Origin of the sequence: Bathymodiolus platifrons methanotrophic gill symbiont, assembly GCF_002189065.1 — a bacterium.
Classification (GTDB): Bacteria; Pseudomonadota; Gammaproteobacteria; order Methylococcales; family Methylomonadaceae; genus Methyloprofundus.
Genome location: NZ_BDMN01000130.1, coordinates 1 through 19,900, shown reverse-complemented (window position 1 = coordinate 19,900; position 19,900 = coordinate 1). Strand labels below are relative to the sequence as shown.

Annotated in this window: 14 protein-coding genes; 7 read left to right on the top strand and 7 right to left on the bottom strand. The window is 39.8% G+C overall.

The features are described from left to right. Positions 1–398: 398 nt before the first annotated feature. The 5 genes from CDZ78_RS08255 to ssb all read right to left on the bottom strand — a co-directional run bounded on the left by CDZ78_RS08255 (position 399) and on the right by ssb (position 6,469). The gene (locus CDZ78_RS08255) at positions 399–839 is read right to left on the bottom strand and encodes a hypothetical protein (protein WP_087869586.1); all 441 of its coding nucleotides are present in this window, start codon (positions 837–839) and stop codon (positions 399–401) included. Positions 840–841: 2 nt separating this feature from the next. Beyond that, positions 842–2,893 carry an integrase gene (locus tag CDZ78_RS08250; protein ID WP_087869584.1) on the bottom strand — a complete coding sequence of 684 codons (2,052 nt, stop codon included), beginning with the start codon at positions 2,891–2,893 and terminating at the stop codon, positions 842–844. A gap of 2 nt (positions 2,894–2,895) precedes the next feature. Beyond that, positions 2,896–4,473, bottom strand: a complete 1,578-nt coding sequence (locus CDZ78_RS08245; RefSeq protein ID WP_174664569.1) for a site-specific integrase — start codon at positions 4,471–4,473, stop codon at positions 2,896–2,898. Continuing rightward, positions 4,466–5,809: a site-specific integrase gene (locus CDZ78_RS08240; protein ID WP_087869582.1), complete on the bottom strand. Its 1,344-nt coding sequence runs from the start codon at positions 5,807–5,809 to the stop codon at positions 4,466–4,468. Before CDZ78_RS08240 ends, CDZ78_RS08245 begins: the two co-directional genes overlap by 8 nt. A gap of 165 nt (positions 5,810–5,974) precedes the next feature. Then, entirely contained in the window at positions 5,975–6,469 is a 495-nt protein-coding gene (gene ssb / locus CDZ78_RS08235) for a single-stranded DNA-binding protein (RefSeq protein ID WP_087869581.1), read from the bottom strand. Between the two features lie 154 nt (positions 6,470–6,623). On the opposite strand from ssb, the gene CDZ78_RS08230 reads away from it, so the two are divergent. Together CDZ78_RS08230 and CDZ78_RS08225 are read left to right on the top strand one after the other, a co-directional pair. Beyond that, complete coding sequence (locus CDZ78_RS08230; protein WP_087869580.1) at positions 6,624–7,430, top strand: MBL fold metallo-hydrolase; 807 nt, start codon at positions 6,624–6,626, stop codon at positions 7,428–7,430. Then, on the top strand, positions 7,336–8,226 hold the full coding sequence (locus CDZ78_RS08225; RefSeq protein WP_087869578.1) for a sulfite exporter TauE/SafE family protein: 891 nt from the start codon (positions 7,336–7,338) through the stop codon (positions 8,224–8,226). The genes CDZ78_RS08230 and CDZ78_RS08225 overlap by 95 nt, the downstream gene beginning before the upstream one ends. Positions 8,227–8,242: 16 nt before the next feature. Here CDZ78_RS08225 and CDZ78_RS08220 read toward each other — a convergent pair whose 3' ends face one another. Together CDZ78_RS08220 and CDZ78_RS08215 are read right to left on the bottom strand one after the other, a co-directional pair. After that, positions 8,243–9,202 carry a YncE family protein gene (locus tag CDZ78_RS08220; RefSeq protein WP_087869577.1) on the bottom strand — a complete coding sequence of 320 codons (960 nt, stop codon included), beginning with the start codon at positions 9,200–9,202 and terminating at the stop codon, positions 8,243–8,245. A gap of 295 nt (positions 9,203–9,497) precedes the next feature. Then, positions 9,498–10,097: an SRPBCC family protein gene (locus CDZ78_RS08215; protein ID WP_087869575.1), complete on the bottom strand. Its 600-nt coding sequence runs from the start codon at positions 10,095–10,097 to the stop codon at positions 9,498–9,500. 392 nt (positions 10,098–10,489) lie between these two features. On the opposite strand from CDZ78_RS08215, the gene CDZ78_RS08210 reads away from it, so the two are divergent. From CDZ78_RS08210 to trxB, 5 genes are all read left to right on the top strand, one after another. Further along, entirely contained in the window at positions 10,490–12,037 is a 1,548-nt protein-coding gene (locus CDZ78_RS08210) for a LysM peptidoglycan-binding domain-containing protein (RefSeq protein ID WP_087869574.1), read from the top strand. Positions 12,038–12,302: 265 nt separating this feature from the next. Continuing rightward, on the top strand, positions 12,303–13,697 hold the full coding sequence (locus CDZ78_RS08205) for an efflux transporter outer membrane subunit (RefSeq protein ID WP_244559196.1): 1,395 nt from the start codon (positions 12,303–12,305) through the stop codon (positions 13,695–13,697). After that, positions 13,690–14,880 (top strand): efflux RND transporter periplasmic adaptor subunit, encoded by a 1,191-nt coding sequence (locus CDZ78_RS08200; RefSeq protein WP_087869573.1) that lies wholly within the window; start codon positions 13,690–13,692, stop codon positions 14,878–14,880. The genes CDZ78_RS08205 and CDZ78_RS08200 overlap by 8 nt, the downstream gene beginning before the upstream one ends. Positions 14,881–14,887: 7 nt before the next feature. Then, a complete protein-coding gene (locus CDZ78_RS08195) occupies positions 14,888–17,995 on the top strand; it encodes an efflux RND transporter permease subunit (protein ID WP_087869572.1) in 3,108 nt (1,035 codons plus the stop codon). Positions 17,996–18,087: 92 nt separating this feature from the next. Beyond that, the gene (gene trxB, locus CDZ78_RS08190; protein ID WP_087869571.1) at positions 18,088–19,047 is read left to right on the top strand and encodes a thioredoxin-disulfide reductase; all 960 of its coding nucleotides are present in this window, start codon (positions 18,088–18,090) and stop codon (positions 19,045–19,047) included. Positions 19,048–19,900: the final 853 nt, after the last annotated feature.

The following is a 19,900-nucleotide window of genomic DNA, read 5'->3' as shown; positions in this document are numbered from 1 at the left end:
CGAAAAACTATTTTATCGAATGATAGTTAGATCTATTTTGTGTTTAAAAAATAACTCTAAACTTAATACTCCTTTTGTTAATAAGTAAATCAATTCATCTTTCTAAAAGTAACCCTTTTCGGGTTTACTCTAATTGCGAACTTTGTTCGCTATTTGACGGCTAATCACAGAAAAGCTATATAAAACTTAAACGCAGATTAACCATAATGTGGGTTTTATAACCCCTTAACCTTGTATCAAATTAACTCCGTAGGTATATCGTTTTTACATGATAACATAAAGGCGACATTACCGTCAAGATATTTATTTTTTATTATTTGACAAAGCCATACTTATCTGAAATAGATTTAGATTATTCTTTATTTTTTATTGACCATTAATGCCTTTTTCGTCAACTATTACACACCACCTGTTCTGCGTTTAATTTCAGTCAACGGTTTATCTAGCATTTCTACAGCATCATCTAGGGATTCCATTCTCACACCGTGTATATATGCATTGTGTTGCCATAATACAAAACGTTGCTTATACATTTCGATAGTTTTATTTGCTCTTTTCAGCTCCACTTCTAGGCTCTCTACTTGATTTTGCCAATACTCTATATTGCTATTTACTGGCTGAACTTCTGCATTTTTATTCTCACGCAAGTATTGTTTACGAGCAGTGTATGCCTCCTGAATGGCCTTATATCCTGACAATGCTTGCCGAGTAACATTATCAAGTTCAAGCATGACCATGATCTCTTCACAAAGAAGAGGCCAAGTTAGTTTTCCATTCCATGTTTCAATTAAGTGTAAAACTTCAGGAATATTTTCGGCTGTTATTACTATTTTTGGCATGATTAAAGCTCCATTAATTCAAACATATCATCTTCAAATCCGAGTTCATCGGGGGACTCAATTTCTACATCTAAGCCTTTATCTCTCAACATTTCCTTAACAGGGGATGGATCATATTCATCAGGGATTCTTACCACAGTACCGTCAGGTGTATTTTCGTTTTCAAGGATACTAATTTTTGTGCGTAAATGAGTTAATCGCCAATGGTGATTACTGACCCAGCGATCAGCTCCAAACGCACCCATTTCATGATCTTCCATCGCCTTATCAAATTGAGATGCAACTTCTTGTTCTCGCTTTTTGAGTAATTCTAGTGAATCACTAAACCCTTTGATGCAGACAAGTTCCTTGCACGTTTCACAGTCTCCGCTGCGTTGACAAGGTGACATGGCATAATCATGCTCACATACCCCTAATTCAGTTACTATTGCAGAGCCTTCTAAATTCTTACCTATATCTTGAAAAGTAACTGGAATTCGATGCCTAATTTTTTCTAGTACACCTGCATTTTCAGGAATCATTAAACCTGCCACTTCCTCAGATTTTTGATCTTCCGTTCGGTGATCGTATTTTTTGTTGTCCCCAACTTTAGCTCGACCAGCCCAGTTAGCCAAAGTAAGCTCATCCATCCCTCCACTTTCAGCCATTGTACTGAGCCAGTGACGAGCACGGTGAGTAGTTAACTCTATTGGTTCGCCACTTTTTAAACTAAATTCGTACTTGGCCCATAAGGTGCGATCTCCTTTGGATTTTTTCTGAACGAAACGATCATTTATGTGATTAACAGTGGGGATACAAAATGAAAAACCTCGTGGATTAAAGTCAACATGAAACTCATTTTCACGATGTAATAATAATGCTTCGGAAACCTTTACATGTCCGTTCTTATCAGCATAAGGCCACTTAGGAAATTTATTAATGTACTTACCATACTCAAACTCACCAAGCGATCTGTAGGTGATTGAACCATCATTTTCGACAAGTATTTGTTTCAACCATTTTACCGATACAGAAGTAAACTTTGTTAATTTAGTTGATAGCGCAGCATTAAACTGCTCAACCGACAATGACTTATCAACAGAGAATTCTTTTGGCGTGATACATCCACTATGTACCATAAATTGTTCAGGGAATTCTTCCGCAAACTTAGCCGCATTGCGAGCAGGCTCACTAATACGCTTTAGACGTTCAACTGCCTCTATAACGGTATCTTGCATTACTGTTGGAACCCACTTTATCCCAGCTTTACCTTTTTTAGCTGGCACCCAGCGTATACCAAGTTTTAGATCTCCTGCTCTGTCTTCTTCCCAAACTAAGCAGTCTACAGGTAGTACCGTTTGCTCTGAACCTCGTGAAGGCGCTGTCATTAACAGTGCGTAAATTGCAGTGAAGTATTCAGCTTCAATGCCTAATTCTGGAGCCTTACTAAATACTTCTGCAACAAGCATCATTTCTTCAGTGGTTGGTAATTTATCTGAACGATGCTCTTTACCTTTTTCATCAAGCGTAATAGTTAAATCTTTGTTTTTCTCATAAGGGTTAGACCATTCTGGCAAACTAGGTGTAATAAAGTCATCACGACAAAATTTTAATATTAACTCCATTTGATAGCCTGCTTTGTTTCTTGCCGTGGCATCTGGAAGTTGACGATGAAAAACTTCATCAAGCCTTTCCAGTACAGTGCCATCAAGTAATAATATATCGGCTTTATCCGTTGCTAAGATTAATGCTTCTTCAAGTACCCGAATGGCTTCCATATGCCGCTGTAAGTTTGATACTGGATTATCTGTGTATGAGTTCTTGATGTATGCCTTGGCAAAGTCTAAAAATGGGGCTGAAATAGGCTCATAGTGATATGAATTTGATGGCTTTAAATTAGTCGAAAAGCGTGCTATTACTTTTCTTTTCCCTTTAAGGGTATCCCATTTATTTTCTTGCCAGCTATCAGAGCCGAACATTGTTAAATGAGTACGACAGCTATTAATAAACTCATTGAGGTTTTGTTCACCTGTTAGTTCAACTTTTGCTTTAAACCTAATTACATTGCTTGTCATAATTATTGCTCCTCTGACTCTTGCTTCATATCAGCACAAGCCTGAACCACCCATTCTACTGCAAGTATCAATGTATCTTTGGTCGAGGCATACTGTTCACTTTTAGTTGCCTTTAGCCGTGCATCTTTCTCTACATAGAGGCTATTCAAGAACTTTTCATGGGGTCCATCAAGGAGGGGTCTAAACTTTTCACATACATAGCAGGCTTCATAGCCTTTTATGCAAAAAACATTAGTGCCGCAAGCACCAACAACTTCATTGTCTTTATTGGGTATGCGTGCCGATGGGTCATCACCACGTTCTCCATCTGCCACATCCAGAATGATTTCGCCTTTAAAAGCCTTAGCAAAAGGAGCTAATTGTGTACCAATGGCTTTATCAATGTAGGTTACTGTGTCAGCCGTATTTTCCGTATAAACTATAACGTTCTGGGTATCTGACTGATCTAGAGCTTCAGCAATAATAAATGCACTAACGCCCTTACGACCAAGATTTGTACCACGAGTTCGGCGAAATCGCCTAGCTGAAAGCTGAATAATATCACCAGTACGTTCACTTATGGCTTCGTTTAACAAGTTAACTTGTCTCATAAAGCCATCTCTGAACTGGTTCGTTGATAAGTGTAATATGTCAGAACTTAAGATTTGATCTAACAAAATAATATCGTCATTATCCTTAAACATTTTTTTAACACTAACCCAGTCAATAAAAAGCGGTGTTAAATCCTTTTGATTTTGACTAAGTTTGCCTTCCCAGATCTCACTTAATTTTTTATGCTCATTTTCGACTAGATTAAGAAGCGTAAGATATAGGTCTTCCGTAACAGCTAACCGCTTAAAAGCTTCTCGAAACCCAATTCCTCTTTGTTTTGCTCTTGGAATATTGAGATAGAAATTAACAGCCTGCGTTTCAGAGCACTTTTCTTTTATAAGATCTTTTGCCTTTAATTGACGCAACTGTACAGCTCTCCTTGCTGTAGCCTGCAAAGTAACTAGATAGCTATAACATGCTAGGGAAATTAGATCTTCAGCAAATAAGCGAATCAACTCAGAGGCAATCGTTATTTGTTCATTCTGAGTTAATGCTCCTGTGTAAGGGCAACGATTAGCTATAGCAACTCCTTTCAGATTACCAGACAATCGCATACCTTCTAACACCCTAACCACTTGACTATCAATACCACTGTAACCATAGTCATGCCAACTGATTAGAAAGCCACGAAGTGCTCCTAAATACCACTCATGCTCGTCATCGAGCATAGCTCGCCAGTTTCTAATCACAAATTCATCAATAGACGAACATTCAGTATCACGAACCATTCGTTGAAACCTGTGATACATATTTAAAGTATGCTTGGCAGAAGACTCTTCTGCATAGCGTGCTAATGATTTTCTAAATCCAGAATGAGTATTATCCTCCAAAGCCAATACTTCTTTTTGAAAGCTAATTGTAGTGTCCTTATTTAAAACCCATTTATTGGCATTAAGGACGAAACTATAACCATCTCTTGAAGTCTTTAAGGAAGCATCGAAAGTACCTGTCGCTCGTACTTTCTTACTTGCTTGGGCTACATTACTCATTGCTACTTCCTTGCATCTCTGATTCTTTTCTTACTTCAGCAGCTTTTCTGTTAAGTTCTTCTTGTTCCATTAGTGATATTTCATTGGCTTTTTTAGATACGTGGCGCTTGTTATAGGTATTTCCCGACATCTCACTTGAATGACCCATTTGGTGTTTTCTCATCTTAGCTTCTTTACCGCTATCTATATGCGTATATCCTTCAGCACCAGATGCTGCCAATGTGTTATTAACATCAATTTTTTCGGAAAAACCTTCATTCCAATAGTGTCTAAAATAATGAGGATGGATAGCTTCAAATTTTTCATCCACTTTTTTCATAGCAGGCACAATGGTGTTATCAAACGTTGATATTGAAACTGGTTGCCCCTGTGTAGGTCCTTTACGGTGAGTAACAAACAAATAAGGGTGTTTATTAGCATTTGGTGTAACAGAACGATATTTAGTAATGTAACGATCCATTAACTCCGCAGTTTGGTCACTGATCCTAAGTTTTCTTTCCCTTGTTTTAGCAACTGGTTGCTTAGAACGAGGATCATATTTATCATCATGTGTGCGTCTAACCCAAAATGATTTATTACTGCCATGTAGCATCATATCTGTTAGCGCCAAAGCAAGCATTTCACCACGCCTAATGCCATGACGACTCATTAAATGAAACATTAAATGATTTCTAAAACGTACATTTTCCTGTGTAAATGGGTTCTGTATATCATCATAATGAGCAACGGCTATAAACTCTTTGACTAAGCTTTCTGGTAAAGTTTTATTATTAGTTTCATCTAGTACACTATTCCCCTTCCCTTTAGGTCGAGCAGATTTGAACTCCGTTTCCATCCTTTTTATTTCACTATTGAGCTTAGGATTAGGGGTATGCTTAACGGCTAACTTGGCAATAAAAGTTAAATACTCAATAACAGATGTCATTCGATTGTAATGGTGGTTACGTCCAACCGCAGGTATTACATCAACTAACTTTGGCGTATCAGCGATACTAATGACTTTATTTCGGCTTTTATTAGTTCTATTAGTGACATCTTTTAATCGCTTTATATCGGTAGCAAGGTAAGACTTAATGTTTTCAATATCATCATCACCAAGAAAAAGTCCTTGCTGAAATTCTTTATAAAGATCTCTTTTCTCTTCTATCTGCCAACCTAAAAACCATTTAACATGGTTAAGCTTATTTGAAATGGTTTGCTCTGCTTTTCCAACTTTTCTTAGTTTGGTCGTCACCCAAAGCGTTACATGGAAGTGTGGCATACCATCATTCCCCATCAAAATAGGGTAGCGTTCTCCATTTTCAAAGACTAATGCTTCAACACTATAATTTACCATATACCGACTTCTTATTTTTGCGCTTTATTATACGTAATATCCATTTACTCATAATATTTAAAAAAAGTAAAGTGTAAAAAATAAAAAACCCAGCAATGATGCTGGGTTTATAAGTTATTTCTGTATAAAAAGCATTTATCTTAACACTTTTTAATTAAGCGTAAGCTAAAAGGGAATATCATCATCAAAATCTTCGTATGCTGCTGGCGGTGGCGAGCTAGGTGCTGACTGTGTCTGAGCAGGTGCAGGGTTATTCTGTGGACTTGCAGGCGTATTATGCTCTGCTGGAGCACTCGCTGTAGAAGCATTTCCCATGGGCGCTGTGCCACCTGAGCGACTACCCAGCATGTGCATTTCTGTCGCAACAATTTCTGTTGTATACCTGTCCTGGCCATCCTGACCTTGCCATTTTTGTGTGCGTATGCGGCCTTCTACATACACCTGACTGCCTTTTCTTAAATATTCACCTACAACTTCCGCCAATCGATTAAAGAAAACCACACGATGCCACTCCGTGTTTTCTTTACGTTCACCTGTTTGTTTATCTTTCCAGCGGAAAGTCGTTGCTAAGCGAATATTTGCAACTGCTCCCCCGGTAGGCATATAACGTACCTCTGGATCAGCTCCCAAATTTCCTATTAAAGTTACTTTATTAAGCACTTGTTACTCCACGAAAATTAAATTATTGAATAGTTTACCATTAAAAAACTGATCACTGTTTGATAAGTATTTGTGCCATACTTTATCGTAGAATTAATTTATAATACCGTTAGCTCTAGATTAGAGTTTAATAATATTTAATGGATAATTGCGCATGATTTTTAAACAGCTGTTTGAACCTGATACTTGTACCTATACTTACCTTTTAGCTTGCGAAGCAAGTCAAAAAGCAATCTTGATCGATACAGTTGCCACAGAACTGGGACACTATAAAGACCTTCTGGAGAATTTAAATCTTAAGCTGATTTATACTCTGGAAACACATGTGCATGCTGATCATGTAACTGCTGCTAGTTTGTTGCGTGACCAGCTAGGCAGTAAAAGTATTGTGCATCGTGATGCGGGGGCTATGTGCGCAGATTTACTGGTTACCGATGGCATTGAGTTTCAGGTTGGTGGCATTGAAATCAAAGTACTACATACCCCTGGGCATACCAGTGGTTGTGTTAGCTATGTTATTGGTGAACGTGTGTTTACAGGAGATTCTTTATTGATTAATGGCTGTGGAAGAACTGACTTTCAACAGGGCGATTCAGCAACGATGTACAAAAGCGTGACTGAAAAACTGTTTACTTTGCCTCCCGATACCCTGATTTATCCTGGACATGACTATAATGGTAGAAGAGTTTCTTGCATTGCTCAGGAAATGGCTTTAAATTCACGCCTGGGTGAGCACAAATCAAGTGCTGATTTTATTGAAATAATGCAGCACCTCGAACTTCCCTACCCTAAATATATTGATAAAGCATTACCTGCCAACCAAGCCTGTGGTGCAACAGATTCACATGACCTCCCCTTAAGCTCCTATGCTTTTAGTCAGTTGTTTGGCAATCCTTATTGGCGTCTTATTAGGAGGTGGCGGCTCTATTCTGACCGTTCCCGTTCTGGTTTATCTTGCTGAAATCCCAGCTAAAAGCGCTATTGTTACATCTCTTATTGTCGTCGGTAGCACCAGTATTATTGCTACCATCAATCATTCCCGTATGGGTAGCGTCTGCTGGAAAACCGGGGCTGTTTTTGGCAGTTCAGGCATGCTCGGTGCTTATCTGGGTGGGCGTTTGACCGTTTATGTTCCGGAAGCCTTACTATTAGTTCTATTAGGTATCGTTATGCTGGCTGCATCTTTTTCCATGATACTTAGCAAAAAACAGCCTGAAGAGAGCTGTAAACAGCTTGATGACACTCCTATCTGCCCTACCGAACTACCAGTTTTTGCTATTCTTCTGGATGGTTTTTTTCTCGGCATCATCACCGGATTGGTTGGTGTTGGCGGTGGATTTTTACTGGTGCCAGCTCTAACTCATTTAGCAAGTTTGCCAGTTCATGCTGCTATTGGCACTTCTTTATGTATTATTACCTTACAAAGTACTGCTGGGTTGTTTGGGCATGCCGGACATATAAATATTGACCTTGAGATTACCGTTTTAGTCACTATACTCGCTATTATAGGTAGCTTCTTCGGTTCTAAAGCGGCGCACTATATTCCTGCCAGTTATTTAAAAACTGGTTTTGGCTATTTTGTCCTGATTCTAGGTTCTTTTTTACTGTATAAAGAAGTAAATCAAGAGATAATTTTGCAAATCCAAAACCTGGTTGAAGAAAATCAGCAATTTATTATTGGCGCATCCAGTGTGATTCTTTTCTCGTTCACTTACCGTATCTGGGTATGGTTACATACTAAAAAGAGCAAGATTTAGAATAGAACGACCTACTTTATTTGCTAATAAAGTCACCAAATGCGCGGCTACCATCGCCTGTTTCTATCGTATCTACCACGCTTAATGTTTGCGCATCAATCACTGAAACAGTGCCATCAAACCAGTTTGCCACATAGACATGGCGATCATCAGTATGAGTACTAATTCCTTCTGGCTTCTCGCCTACTTCTATTTGCTTGATTTCTTTTAGTGTCACCGTATCAATGACAGAAACACTATTATCATCCTGATTGGTAACAAATAATAGTGTTTCATTCAGGGCTAAAGCTAGGGCATAAGGTCGCCCTCCAACTTTTACCCGCGCCATGCGCTTAAGGTTCCTGGCACTCAGCACCGAGACATCATTACTTTCTACATTAGCGCTATAAAGTCGTGCACCCTTTTTATCCAGACTAAGGCCAAAAGGGTGTGCGCCTACTTTAGTTGTATTTCTAATACTCAATCTGGATAAATCAATTTGCGAAATCGTATCATCCATTCGATTAGCAACATACAACCAGCGATTATCAGGACTCACAACCAGACCTGAAGGCGACTTACCAACAGTTAATTTTTTTACTAACTCTAAATGAGTGCTATCAAAAATCGATACGCTATTCTCATACCAATCGGCAACAAAAATACGCTGGCCATCAGGGCTAACTGCTATACCTACAGATGCCCCTCCTACTTTGACATGATTAGTTTGTTGCAGGCTTTTAGCATCTAAAACGACAAAGCCGTTCCCTTCAGGGGTACTGATATAAACCTGATCAAGCTGATGATTAACAGCTACACCAACAGGCTTACCTTTAACAGGTATTGATTTAATAAGCTGATTGGTTTTCAAATCAATAACCGCTACGTTATTGTCTAATTGATTAGTGATATATGCATAGGACTGCGCTAAAAGACTGGAGCTATTAGCGAGTAATAAAATAAATGAAAATAACCGGACAATAAGTTTATATGGCATAGTGAATGACTTATGTTGATAGAGAAAAGGCTGAATAGCCAAATATCATTTTGTGGAGGGGGCTTTAGAGACGGTGAAAGTATTCTTTCTTTATACCCTCCCGTTGAAAAAGGGGGATTAAGGGGGATCTTATAAAAACATAAGCCTTAGATATTTAAAGGCTGGTGTTTATATGCCAAACCTCCCCCTCACCCCTCCTTAACTAAGGAGGGGGATTTTGTTGAATAGTTTCCCAGCCTCTTGAACCGTGAAATATAATCTATCGCGGCTCAAGCCCCTCCTACCCTGTTGACGACTATCTTTTCATTTTAAATGTAATAGCTGTAGGTAGTGTGTTTGGCTCAAATTTATGTAATAAACTTGTCAAACCTTCTTTTAAAACAGCAGTCACTTGCTCATCTGCAGTTTCTTCATTTAATTCAACCGGTGGATTATTATTCATATAACCACGGTAATAAGTCGCCACCCATACTACGACTGATGCATTACCTTTTTTCTTAACTGTCAGTTTCCCCTGATAGTTATCAACAGCAAGAACAGGAATATCTTCATCCTGACCAGAGTGTTGAATTGTTTTAACAATACTCATATCAGTAATTTTATATGTGAATGACATTTTTTTCGCATCATACTTTTTTAAAAATTCTGTGATTGTACCGCCACCAGCCAATGTTAAAACACGTGTCGCGCCTTTTTCATTGCCACCTGTTCCGTCAGTACTTTTAATACCAGGATGCCATGACATATCATCAAAATTTTTGATAACGTCCCATATTTCTGCTGCAGGCGCCTCAATATCCACTGTTGCCGTCATTTTCCCTCTGACAGGGCCATGCGCATAAGACACAGCACTAAATAAAAACAAGAAAAATGCGAGTAAAGAGATTTTTTTCATATTCAATCCTAATTTATAGTGACGTAAAACAAGAGACGTATACTTCGCACGGTCACGGTTGCGCTGTTATAGTGAGTTGCTTTTTGTCGAGAGCAAGGCACTGAAATAGGCGCATAGCTGGCTACGCAACTATTTCAGTCACGCAGCTATCGGCAAAAAACAGCCGCTAGAAAACTGTAACGGTGGCCGTGCGAAGTATATTATAAGGTAATTTGTTTAATGCTAAAATCAAAAAAGCAACTCATTCATTAAACAGTTATAAATTAACTGTTTTACACTTCATTTAAATACCCTTTCAATTTTCTATCCAGACGTATTCTACCTAGGATAATTCTTTTGAATACAGTACAATACAAAGAAATTATCAATTAAAATCTACAGCACATTTTAATATGCAAAAATTTAATCAACATTTCAGCATTTTAATTCTTTTAATGCTGCTTTTTGTGCAAGGCTGTAGCCTTAAAAATACAAATCAGGTAGCAAATCCTGATCCAGATAAGTCTATTATTGATCTTGCACATAAATCTGGTCTAGCGATAGATCCCTCTTCAATAAAGGGAAGCGACCGTGTTAAAAATTCAGACGATAGCTGGCAATATCTGATCTCCCTATTTGCCATACCCGAAATTGATGATGCACTTATCGAAAAACAACTCAACTGGTACCTGGCGCATCCTAAATATATAGAGACCATTCAAACGCGAGCAGAGCCCTATCTTTACAATATTATTAAACAGGTAGAAGAAAAAGGTTTACCAGGTGAGTTTGCTTTACTTCCAGCAGTTGAAAGTGGCTTTAAAGCACATGCTTATTCACGTGCGAAGGCTTCAGGTTTATGGCAGTTTATTCCTTCTACTGGTAGGCTTTATGGTCTTGATCAAAACTGGTGGTATGATGGCCGCCGTGATGTTTATGCTTCTACAGAGGCGGCAACCAGTTACCTAAAAAAACTAGGTGGTGTTTTTGATAATGACTGGCTACTTGCCCTGGCCTCTTATAATGCAGGCATGGGAACAGTGGGTAGAGCGATAAAACGTAATGCAGCCAATAACAAAGCGACTGATTTCTGGTCTTTAAGTTTACCCAGAGAAACTAAAAACTACGTCCCTCGCCTACTCGCCCTGGCTAAAATATTCGCTAATGCAGAGCAATATGGCATTAGCTTAAAAACACAAACACATGAGCCAACCTTTATGGCTATTGATATTGGCTCCCAACTTGAACTATCAAAAGCGGCCCAGTTATCTAACACCACAGTTGATGAGTTATTTCATTTAAACCCGGGACTTAGTCGTGGCTATACCCCGCCTCAAGGTCCACATCGTTTATTGATTCCAATTGATAATGCAGAACTATTTAAAAAGAACCTGGCCGCATTACCAGTAGACCAGAGAGTGCAATGGCAAAGGCATAAAATAAAAACTGGCGAAAACCTGGGGGCTATAGCGCGTCGCTATAAAACCAGAATAAATGCCATTCGCGAAGTTAACCATTTGCCTAATAATAATATCCGGGCAGGTGCCTACCTGCTAATTCCTGTCTCACGTAAGCAGGCGGGAGAAAATCCATTTTATCAAGCTTCCACAGCAAAAATACCCAGTCACAAGTCTAACTACCGGGTAAAAGCAGGTGACAGCTTATGGGGGATTGCCAGAAAGCTGGGCTTGCATAGTAAAGATATCGCACAATGGAATAAGATTGGACTTAACAATACTCTATCTTTAGGTCAAACTTTAGTTATCAGACCACCCATTAAACAAACTGCTTCAAAACAATCTATCAGTTACACCGTACGTAGTGGCGATTCCTTATATGCTATTTCCGAGAAGTTTAATGTCAGTGTGGCTGATTTACGTAAATGGAATGCAAGTGCACTAGGCAAATATTTAAAACCCGGTCAGACACTTACAGTTAAGAGCAGTCAGCCCGCAACTTAAAATCAATCCGTATAGCCTATGATAAAAGAACAGTTGCACCACGAAGCGCTCGAAGAAAATAAATATTCCACTCTTCCTGAGCTTCGCGTTTTTGGTGGTTTAATACTAACTTTCGCCTAAATATTTTCTTTTATATCTATATCCAGGCTTGAATAATTCCTTGGTTCGTATATCCACCAACATCTCACCCATGCATAGCTTTTTTATTGTCTATACTGGGGCGCCTACCCTTATATATAACCCTTACCATCAGTATAGCTAGCAAATGAATATTAAATACTTACTAATTTGTCTGGTATTAATTCTTATGCAAGCCTGTGCTGTACCGATTGAAAAAATTAGCACTCCAGTAGATATCCCTGAAAAGTTCACTCAAACAGGAAATTCTTCTCCACTGGAGCACTGGTGGCTGGCTTTTAACGACCCACAGCTTAATCAACTTATCGACCAGGCACTTACTGATAACTTTAGTTTAATATCTACTTTTAACCGCCTGCAACAGGCTGAAGCAATTGCTATCAAAGATAGTGCAGACCTCATTCCTAGCATTGGCGCTGCTTTTGGAGGCGCTAAAAGCTATTCTAACTTAGGTAACCCAAGTAATTTTGCATTAGGGCTTAATGCCAGTTATGAAGTTGACTTATGGGGGCGTCTCCGTGCCCAGAAACAAGCTGCCGAACTAGATGTGCGTGTCGCAGAGGAAAATCTGAATACCGCTGCTATTTCCTTATCTTCAGAAGTGGCAATTGCCTGGTACCGTTTAATTGAACAGCGTAGCCAGTTACGCCTGCTTAAACAGCAAATCCAAACCAACCGGAACAATGTTGAAATCACCCTGATTCGATTTGCCGGCGCACAGTCAAGTGCTGCCGACCTGTTCCAGCAACAACAAACATTACAGGCGACCATTGGAGATCAAAATAATGTCCTGGCCACTATTAAAGTACTGGAACATCAATTGGCCATATTAACGGGCAATACGCCGGGTATGTTTTCTTTAGCAAACAATCAGCAACTGCCCGATTTACCGGCTCAACCACAAACCGGATTAGCCAGCGAACTCATTCAACGTCGACCGGATTTGCGTCTGGCTTATTTTCGAGTTCAGGCCGCTGACCAGCGGACTGCCTCGGCTATTGCCGACCGTTTTCCAAAATTAAGCCTGTCAGCAAGTATTAATGCGACCTCGCCTAATTTACAATCTTTATTTAATAACTGGATTGCAACATTGGCTGGTAACCTGATCCTACCCATCGTGGATGGTGGGCGGCGTGTTGCCGAAGTTGAGAGAAATAAAGCTGTTGCTGCTGAATCTCTGAATAATTATGCAAGCACCATACAGCAAGCTATTAAAGAAGTAGAAGATGCGCTTGCCCAGGAATATCAACAAAAACAGCTGATTAGCAGTTTAAACCTACAGTACAGTTATTCACAAAAAGCAACGGAACAAATTCGTTTACGTTATATGTATGGAGCTATCGATTTTTTACGTGTTCTGACTACACAAATAAATCAACAAACACTGGAACGAAATCGCATTTCTGCCAAGCGTCAGCTGATTGAATACCGGATACAACTATATCGCTCTCTAGCTGGGAGCTGGCCATTACCAGAGTATGAGAATAGCTCTATAGATAGCAAGGAACAAGAAAATGGCTAAACGCCTTTTAACATGGATACCTGCAATATTAATCCTTAGCCTGTCATTAAGCATATCTTATTACTGGCTAAGTAATAAACCCAAAGCAAAACGCAACCCAGCACAAAGTGTTGCCCCGCTAGTAGAGCTGTTACAGAGCAAAGAAACTGACTACTCTGCAACTGTCTTTGCAATGGGTAGCGTTATTCCTGCCCAGAAAGTGAATTTAACATCACGAATTAATGGCATGATTATCTCGGTCAGTCCAGACTTTGTTCCCGGCGGTTTTTTTAAAAAAGGCGCACAAATTGTTCAGCTGGACCCTACTGATTACGAACTGGCCATTAAACAAAAAGAAAATGCTCTGGCTAAAGCCAGGTTTGATTTAACTCTGGAACTAGGACAACAGGCTATTGCAAAACGTGAATTTAGCCTATTAAATGCTAATTTAGACCAGCAAAGTAAAAACCTGGTATTACGTCAGCCACACCTTGCCCTGGCTAAAACAGCCATTTCTGCCGCAGAAGCTGCCTTAACTCAATCTCGCCTGGATTTACAACGCACTAAAACCAGCAGCCCGTTTAATGCAATTGTACTGGAAACAAATGCCCATATTGGTTCCTGGGTCTCAACCTTTTCCACAGGGACGCCCCTGATAAAACTAGCTGGTACCAATAGCTTCTGGGTTATCGCAACACTGCCAGTGAATAAACTAAATAAAATCGACATTCCTAATATTAATAGTGCAAAGGGTTCTGAAGTCAAAATATACTTCAAAGCAGCCTGGGGTGAGCAAGCTTTCAGGCTGGGTACTGTCAAACGTTTAAAAGTAGAACTTGAAACCTCGGGACGTATGGCTGAATTAATTATTGAAGTACAAGACCCAATGTCCCTGCTTAAAGAAAATAAGGGCTTGCCGACATTAATTCTAGGCGCTTTTGTACGTGTAGAAATTATCGGACATAAACTCAAAAATGTTATCCCGATTCCCGAAACTTTAATACATAGCGGGCAAAGAATCTGGTTAGTCTCAGAACAAAACACGCTTAATATTCAGGCTATTACTCCCGTGTGGCAAGAACAGGGGCTGGTTTTTATCGATGCCGCACAACTCCCGGATAATAGCAGAATAATTTCCAGTAGTCTTAGCACGCCAGTACAAGGTATGTCAGTACGTATTAATAAAGCAAGCATTCAGGAATAAGCCAGATATGGAAATTAATAAACATGGCCCTATCAGCTGGATGGCTTCACATCCTGTTGCAGCTAACCTAGTGATGCTAGGATTCATTCTGGGAGGTTTTTTATTTCTAAATACTATGAAGCAGGAGGTCTTTCCTGACTTTATTACCGATAGTGTCAGCATTAATGTTGTCTACACAGGCGCTGATCCCGAGGAAATTGAACACAGTATTATTCTAGTTATAGAAGATGCCATATCGGGGATTGAAGGGATTGATGAAATTAGCTCCTCTGCTAAAGAAGGTCTTGGATCTGTGATTGTCGATTCACTGAGTGACGCAGATATTTATCTTCTAGCACAAGAAATACAGAGAGAGGTTGATCGTATTACAACCTTTCCCGAAGAGGCAGAACAGCCAACTATTAATGTAATGGCTAGTAAGCGAAAAACTGTATCACTGGTGATCTATGGTGAAACGGAAGAACAGGTTTTACATGAATTAGCCGAGAATTTTCGTGACCAGTTATTACAAGTAGAAAATATTACCCAGATTGAACTGGAAGGCGTTCGGCCATTAGAAATCAATATTGAAGTTTCTCAGGAAAACCTACAGCGCTACCGACTTTCTCTGGCAGACATTGCACAACGTATTCGTAGCGCAAGTCTTGATCTACCCGGAGGTAGCGTTAAAACAGATACGGGTGAAATTTTAATCCGCATGCAAGAACGCAAAGATTCCGGACTCGATTTTGCGCAAATACCTATCATTACTACAGAATCCGGTGCAAATATCTTATTAGGCGATATTGCAAGCATTACCGATGGCTATGAAGATACCGACTATTCTGCACGTTACAATGGCTATCCAGCAATTATGTTACAAGTCTATCGGGTGGGCATGCAAACACCGATAGATATTGTCGAAAATGTGAAACAACAAATTGAAATTAGTAAAAGCACTTTACCGCCAGGTATCCATGTTGATATTCGTTACGATGCCTCAGCGTCCTATTCACAGCGGGTAGACTTATTATTACGCAATAGTGCATTGGGTTTAACACTAGCATTTATTACCCTCGCCTTATTTTTAGAGTTACGCCTGGCTTTCTGGGTGATGGCCGGTATTCCTATTGCCTTTATGGGGTCTTTTTTAATCCTGCCTTCTTTAGGCGTGTCGCTTAATATGATTTCCCTGTTTGCTTTTATCATAGCTCTTGGGATTGTCGTTGATGATGCCATTATTATTGGTGAAAATACCTATCATTATCGTCAAGAAGGCTACCCTGCTTTAGCTGCAGCTATTAAAGGTGCCCAGGAAATGGCAACCCCTGTTACTTTCAGTATTCTGACCAATATTGCCACTTTCATGCCGCTGTTTTTTATGCCCGGAATAATGGGCAAGATTTTTGTCATGATCCCCACAGTCGTCATATTGGTATTTTTACTTTCTCTAGCTGAAAGTTTATTTATATTACCCAATCATTTAGCACATATAACAGATAAACAACGCTCTGGTTTGCAACTCTGGTTATATGAAAAACAACAAACTTTTAGCCATGCTTTTCGTCACTGGGTTAAATATCGCTATGGTGCATTCCTTGATTTCAGCCTACGCCATCGCTATTTAACCGTTATTACTGCCCTTGCATTACTAATTGTCACACTCTCTTATGCAGCAAGTGGCCGTATGGGGCTTTCCATGTTTCCTAGAACCGAATCCGACTTTGCCCAGGTGCGATTAACTTTACCCTTTGGATCTCCAGTTGAAAAAACTCAGGAAATTGTCGATCACTTGGTTCGCTCTGCAAAATCTAGTATCGATCAGGTTGAAAATGGTGAGCAATTGATTCGTGGAGTTTTTGCGGAAGTTGGTAAAGATGGCAGTCACAAAGCTATTATTCGTACTTATCTCGCCGCCCCGGAAATTCGCGATCAGATCATGAGTACAGAACAATTTAGTGATCAATGGCGTTCTATATCTGGAGAAATAAGCGGAATAGAAAGTCTAATCTTTGAATCAGACTCAGGCGGTCCTAGTTCTGGCTCAGCCATAACCATTGAATTAACACACCGTAATATTGCCGTATTAGAGCAAGCGAGCATAGAATTAGCCAATTCATTACGTGCTTATCCTATGGCAAAAGATATTGCTAATAGCATGAGCCTGGGCAAGCAACAATTAGACTTCTCAATACTCCCAGAGGGTGAAAGTCTCGGATTAACGCCTCTTTCCGTTGCCCGGCAAGTCCGTAATGCCTTCTTTGGTGCAGAAGTCCTACGCCAGCAACGTGGCCGAAATGAAGTCAAAGTAATGCTACGTCTACCAGAAAATGAACGAGCTTCAAAACATAGCATGTATGACTTTTTAGTCTGGACCGATAAAGGAGTCAGCATACCATTACATGAGATTGTCCAGGTAAAACAGGGACACGCATTTACCGAGATTAAGCGACGTAATGGCCGACGTAATGTACAAGTAACCGCAAATGTCACTCCCCGAAGTCAATCAGTAGAAATACTCAATGACCTAAAAGCCAACACATTACCCGTACTGGCAAAGAAATTTTCCGGATTACAGTTTAGTTTTCAGGGACAGCAAGCAGATATGGCGGATAGCATTGGCAGTCTTAAATTAAGCTTTATCTTTGCCACCCTGGCTATCTATGCCATGTTAGCGATTCCCTTTAGAAGCTATGCCTTGCCTCTGATTGTCATTGTCAGTATTCCCTTTGGCATTATCGGAGCAATTTTCGGCCATATCATCATGGGCTTTAACCTAAGTGTATTAAGCATGCTTGGAATCGTTGCCCTATCAGGTATTGTAGTAAATGATTCTTTGGTTTTAATTAGCCAGGCAGTTAACCTGGAAAAGAACACCAGCCTTTCACCTAGTGAAATTATTAAAACTGCTAGTATTCAACGCTTTCGACCTATCATTTTAACCACTTTAACTACTTTTTTTGGATTGGCACCGATGATTCTGGAAACATCGCGTCAGGCTCGTATGTTAATCCCAATGGCGGTCTCTATCGGGTTTGGAATATTGTTTGCTACATTAATTACTTTAGTGCTGATTCCTTCTTTATACTTAGTGGTTAATGATTGCAAGCGCTACTGCAAAGCAGTATTTTCCTAAATTTAAGACGAATCCAATATCAGACTTTACGCCACCTTTAATACCAAGCATAATGCATAGCAATTTATCGTATTACTTCCAAGGAACAACACATGAGTGACTCAAAACACTGCCAGCTATTAATTCTAGGATCTGGTCCAGCCGGCTATACTGCCGCCGTTTATGCCGCAAGAGCAAGCCTTAAACCAGTGATGGTAACCGGCCTACAGCAAGGTGGCCAATTAACCACCACAACTGACGTGGATAACTGGCCTGGGGATAATGAAGGTGTTCAAGGTCCAGAACTTATGGAAAGAATGCGTAAACATGCAGAGCGTTTTGATACCGAAATTATCTTTGACCATATTCATACGGCTGATTTATCCGAGCGGCCTTTTAAATTAACCGGGGATGCAGGCAGTTATACATGTGATGCCTTAATTATTGCTACCGGCGCATCAGCAATCTACTTAGGTCTGGAGTCGGAAGAGACCTTTGCTGGTAAAGGTGTATCAGCTTGTGCCACCTGTGATGGGTTCTTCTACAGAAATAAGCCAGTTGCCGTCATTGGTGGTGGTAATACAGCCGTTGAAGAAGCTCTGTATCTTGCTAATATCGCATCTAAACTCACCGTCATTCACCGCCGCGATAAATTCCGCTCAGAAAAAATTCTCTCTGAAAAACTGATAGAAAAAGCAGCAAATGGCAATGTAGAAATCGAATGGAACCACACCCTGGAAGAAGTTCTGGGAGATGACATGGGCGTAACTGGCATGCGCATTAAAAGTACGCTTGATAATAGTACTAAAGATGTCGACGTACACGGTGTATTTATCGCCATCGGTCACCGTCCTAATACGGAAATATTCAAAGGCCAGTTAGATATGGATGATCATGGCTATATCCGCGTACAAAGCGGCATAGAAGGTAATGCAACAGCCACGAACGTACCTGGGGTATTTGCTGCAGGTGATGTTATGGATTCAATCTATAAGCAGGCAATTACCTCTGCAGGAGCAGGCTGTATGTCAGCTTTAGACGCTGAGAAGTTTCTGGATGATCTAGTAGGTTAAGAACGTTCAGAGCGAACTATAAAACGTATTTATAAATCCATAAACACCCTACGTTTTCAATAAACAGTTCTGATTCGTAATACTTCTAACGCTCACTGATAACGAACCTATAGCGAGCTAATTTTGTCGCTAACCTCTGCCGTCGTAGCCCTACGAAGTAAATAATTTAATTTGCAGCTAAAGATCATTCCTTATATACACTCCTTTAATTTTTGCGAATCTAATTTCGAGTAGTATCAATTCTTGAGCTGGGCTTGTCAAAATACCATCCTTTTACCAAGCCCCCTGAAAGCTTTAGATGGTATTTACACTTCCCCTATCGAACAATTTGGTTTCAATAATCAGTATTGTAAAAATTGTGAAGATAGTTCTCCGAGGGCCCTGAATGGAGGTGGAGTAATAAGTGGCAGAATGAACAACTAGAAAAACATAAGGAAATAATTATTAAAATTGATTCGATGTAAGTCAGCAGTTAACAATCAAATCCACTTGATCGTAAAAAGCGTCACAAAATTTGCTATCGCAAAGTCCCGCCACTTTTTGTATCAAGTGATGCGGCCGTTAGCTACTTTGGGAATATATGAAGAAAAAAGGTTACCATCGTGTTCATGATGCTATTAACATAACGAACAAGGTTAGATTGTGATCGAGAAGCGAGCCACAATCTGAACCGTTTGTTGGACAAGCCCGGGGGGATAGTAGAGATTCTGTTACTACGCTATATGAACACGCTTTTTGCTGATTAGCCCGATTGATTAATCAGAGCTCTATTTTTAAATCTTAACTGAACATTGTAAGTTGCCTATTGCAGACAACTTACAACAACAAGTCTCGGAGCAATTTTTTAGCCTAA

What these genes read in the sequence shown, in the direction of transcription:
- CDZ78_RS08245 (WP_174664569.1), bottom strand. Translation starts at nt 4,473, where the DNA reads ATGAGTAATGTAGCCCAAGCAAGTAAGAAAGTACGAGCGACAGGTACT.
- CDZ78_RS08240 (WP_087869582.1), bottom strand. Translation starts at nt 5,809, where the DNA reads ATGGTAAATTATAGTGTTGAAGCATTAGTCTTTGAAAATGGAGAACGC.
- CDZ78_RS08205 (WP_244559196.1), top strand. Translation starts at nt 12,303, where the DNA reads ATGAATATTAAATACTTACTAATTTGTCTGGTATTAATTCTTATGCAA.
- CDZ78_RS08210 (WP_087869574.1), top strand. Translation starts at nt 10,490, where the DNA reads ATGCAAAAATTTAATCAACATTTCAGCATTTTAATTCTTTTAATGCTG.
- trxB (WP_087869571.1), top strand. Translation starts at nt 18,088, where the DNA reads ATGAGTGACTCAAAACACTGCCAGCTATTAATTCTAGGATCTGGTCCA.
- CDZ78_RS08255 (WP_087869586.1), bottom strand. Translation starts at nt 839, where the DNA reads ATGCCAAAAATAGTAATAACAGCCGAAAATATTCCTGAAGTTTTACAC.
- CDZ78_RS08250 (WP_087869584.1), bottom strand. Translation starts at nt 2,893, where the DNA reads ATGACAAGCAATGTAATTAGGTTTAAAGCAAAAGTTGAACTAACAGGT.
- CDZ78_RS08230 (WP_087869580.1), top strand. Translation starts at nt 6,624, where the DNA reads ATGATTTTTAAACAGCTGTTTGAACCTGATACTTGTACCTATACTTAC.
- CDZ78_RS08225 (WP_087869578.1), top strand. Translation starts at nt 7,336, where the DNA reads ATGCTTTTAGTCAGTTGTTTGGCAATCCTTATTGGCGTCTTATTAGGA.
- CDZ78_RS08195 (WP_087869572.1), top strand. Translation starts at nt 14,888, where the DNA reads ATGGAAATTAATAAACATGGCCCTATCAGCTGGATGGCTTCACATCCT.
- CDZ78_RS08220 (WP_087869577.1), bottom strand. Translation starts at nt 9,202, where the DNA reads ATGCCATATAAACTTATTGTCCGGTTATTTTCATTTATTTTATTACTC.
- CDZ78_RS08200 (WP_087869573.1), top strand. Translation starts at nt 13,690, where the DNA reads ATGGCTAAACGCCTTTTAACATGGATACCTGCAATATTAATCCTTAGC.
- CDZ78_RS08215 (WP_087869575.1), bottom strand. Translation starts at nt 10,097, where the DNA reads ATGAAAAAAATCTCTTTACTCGCATTTTTCTTGTTTTTATTTAGTGCT.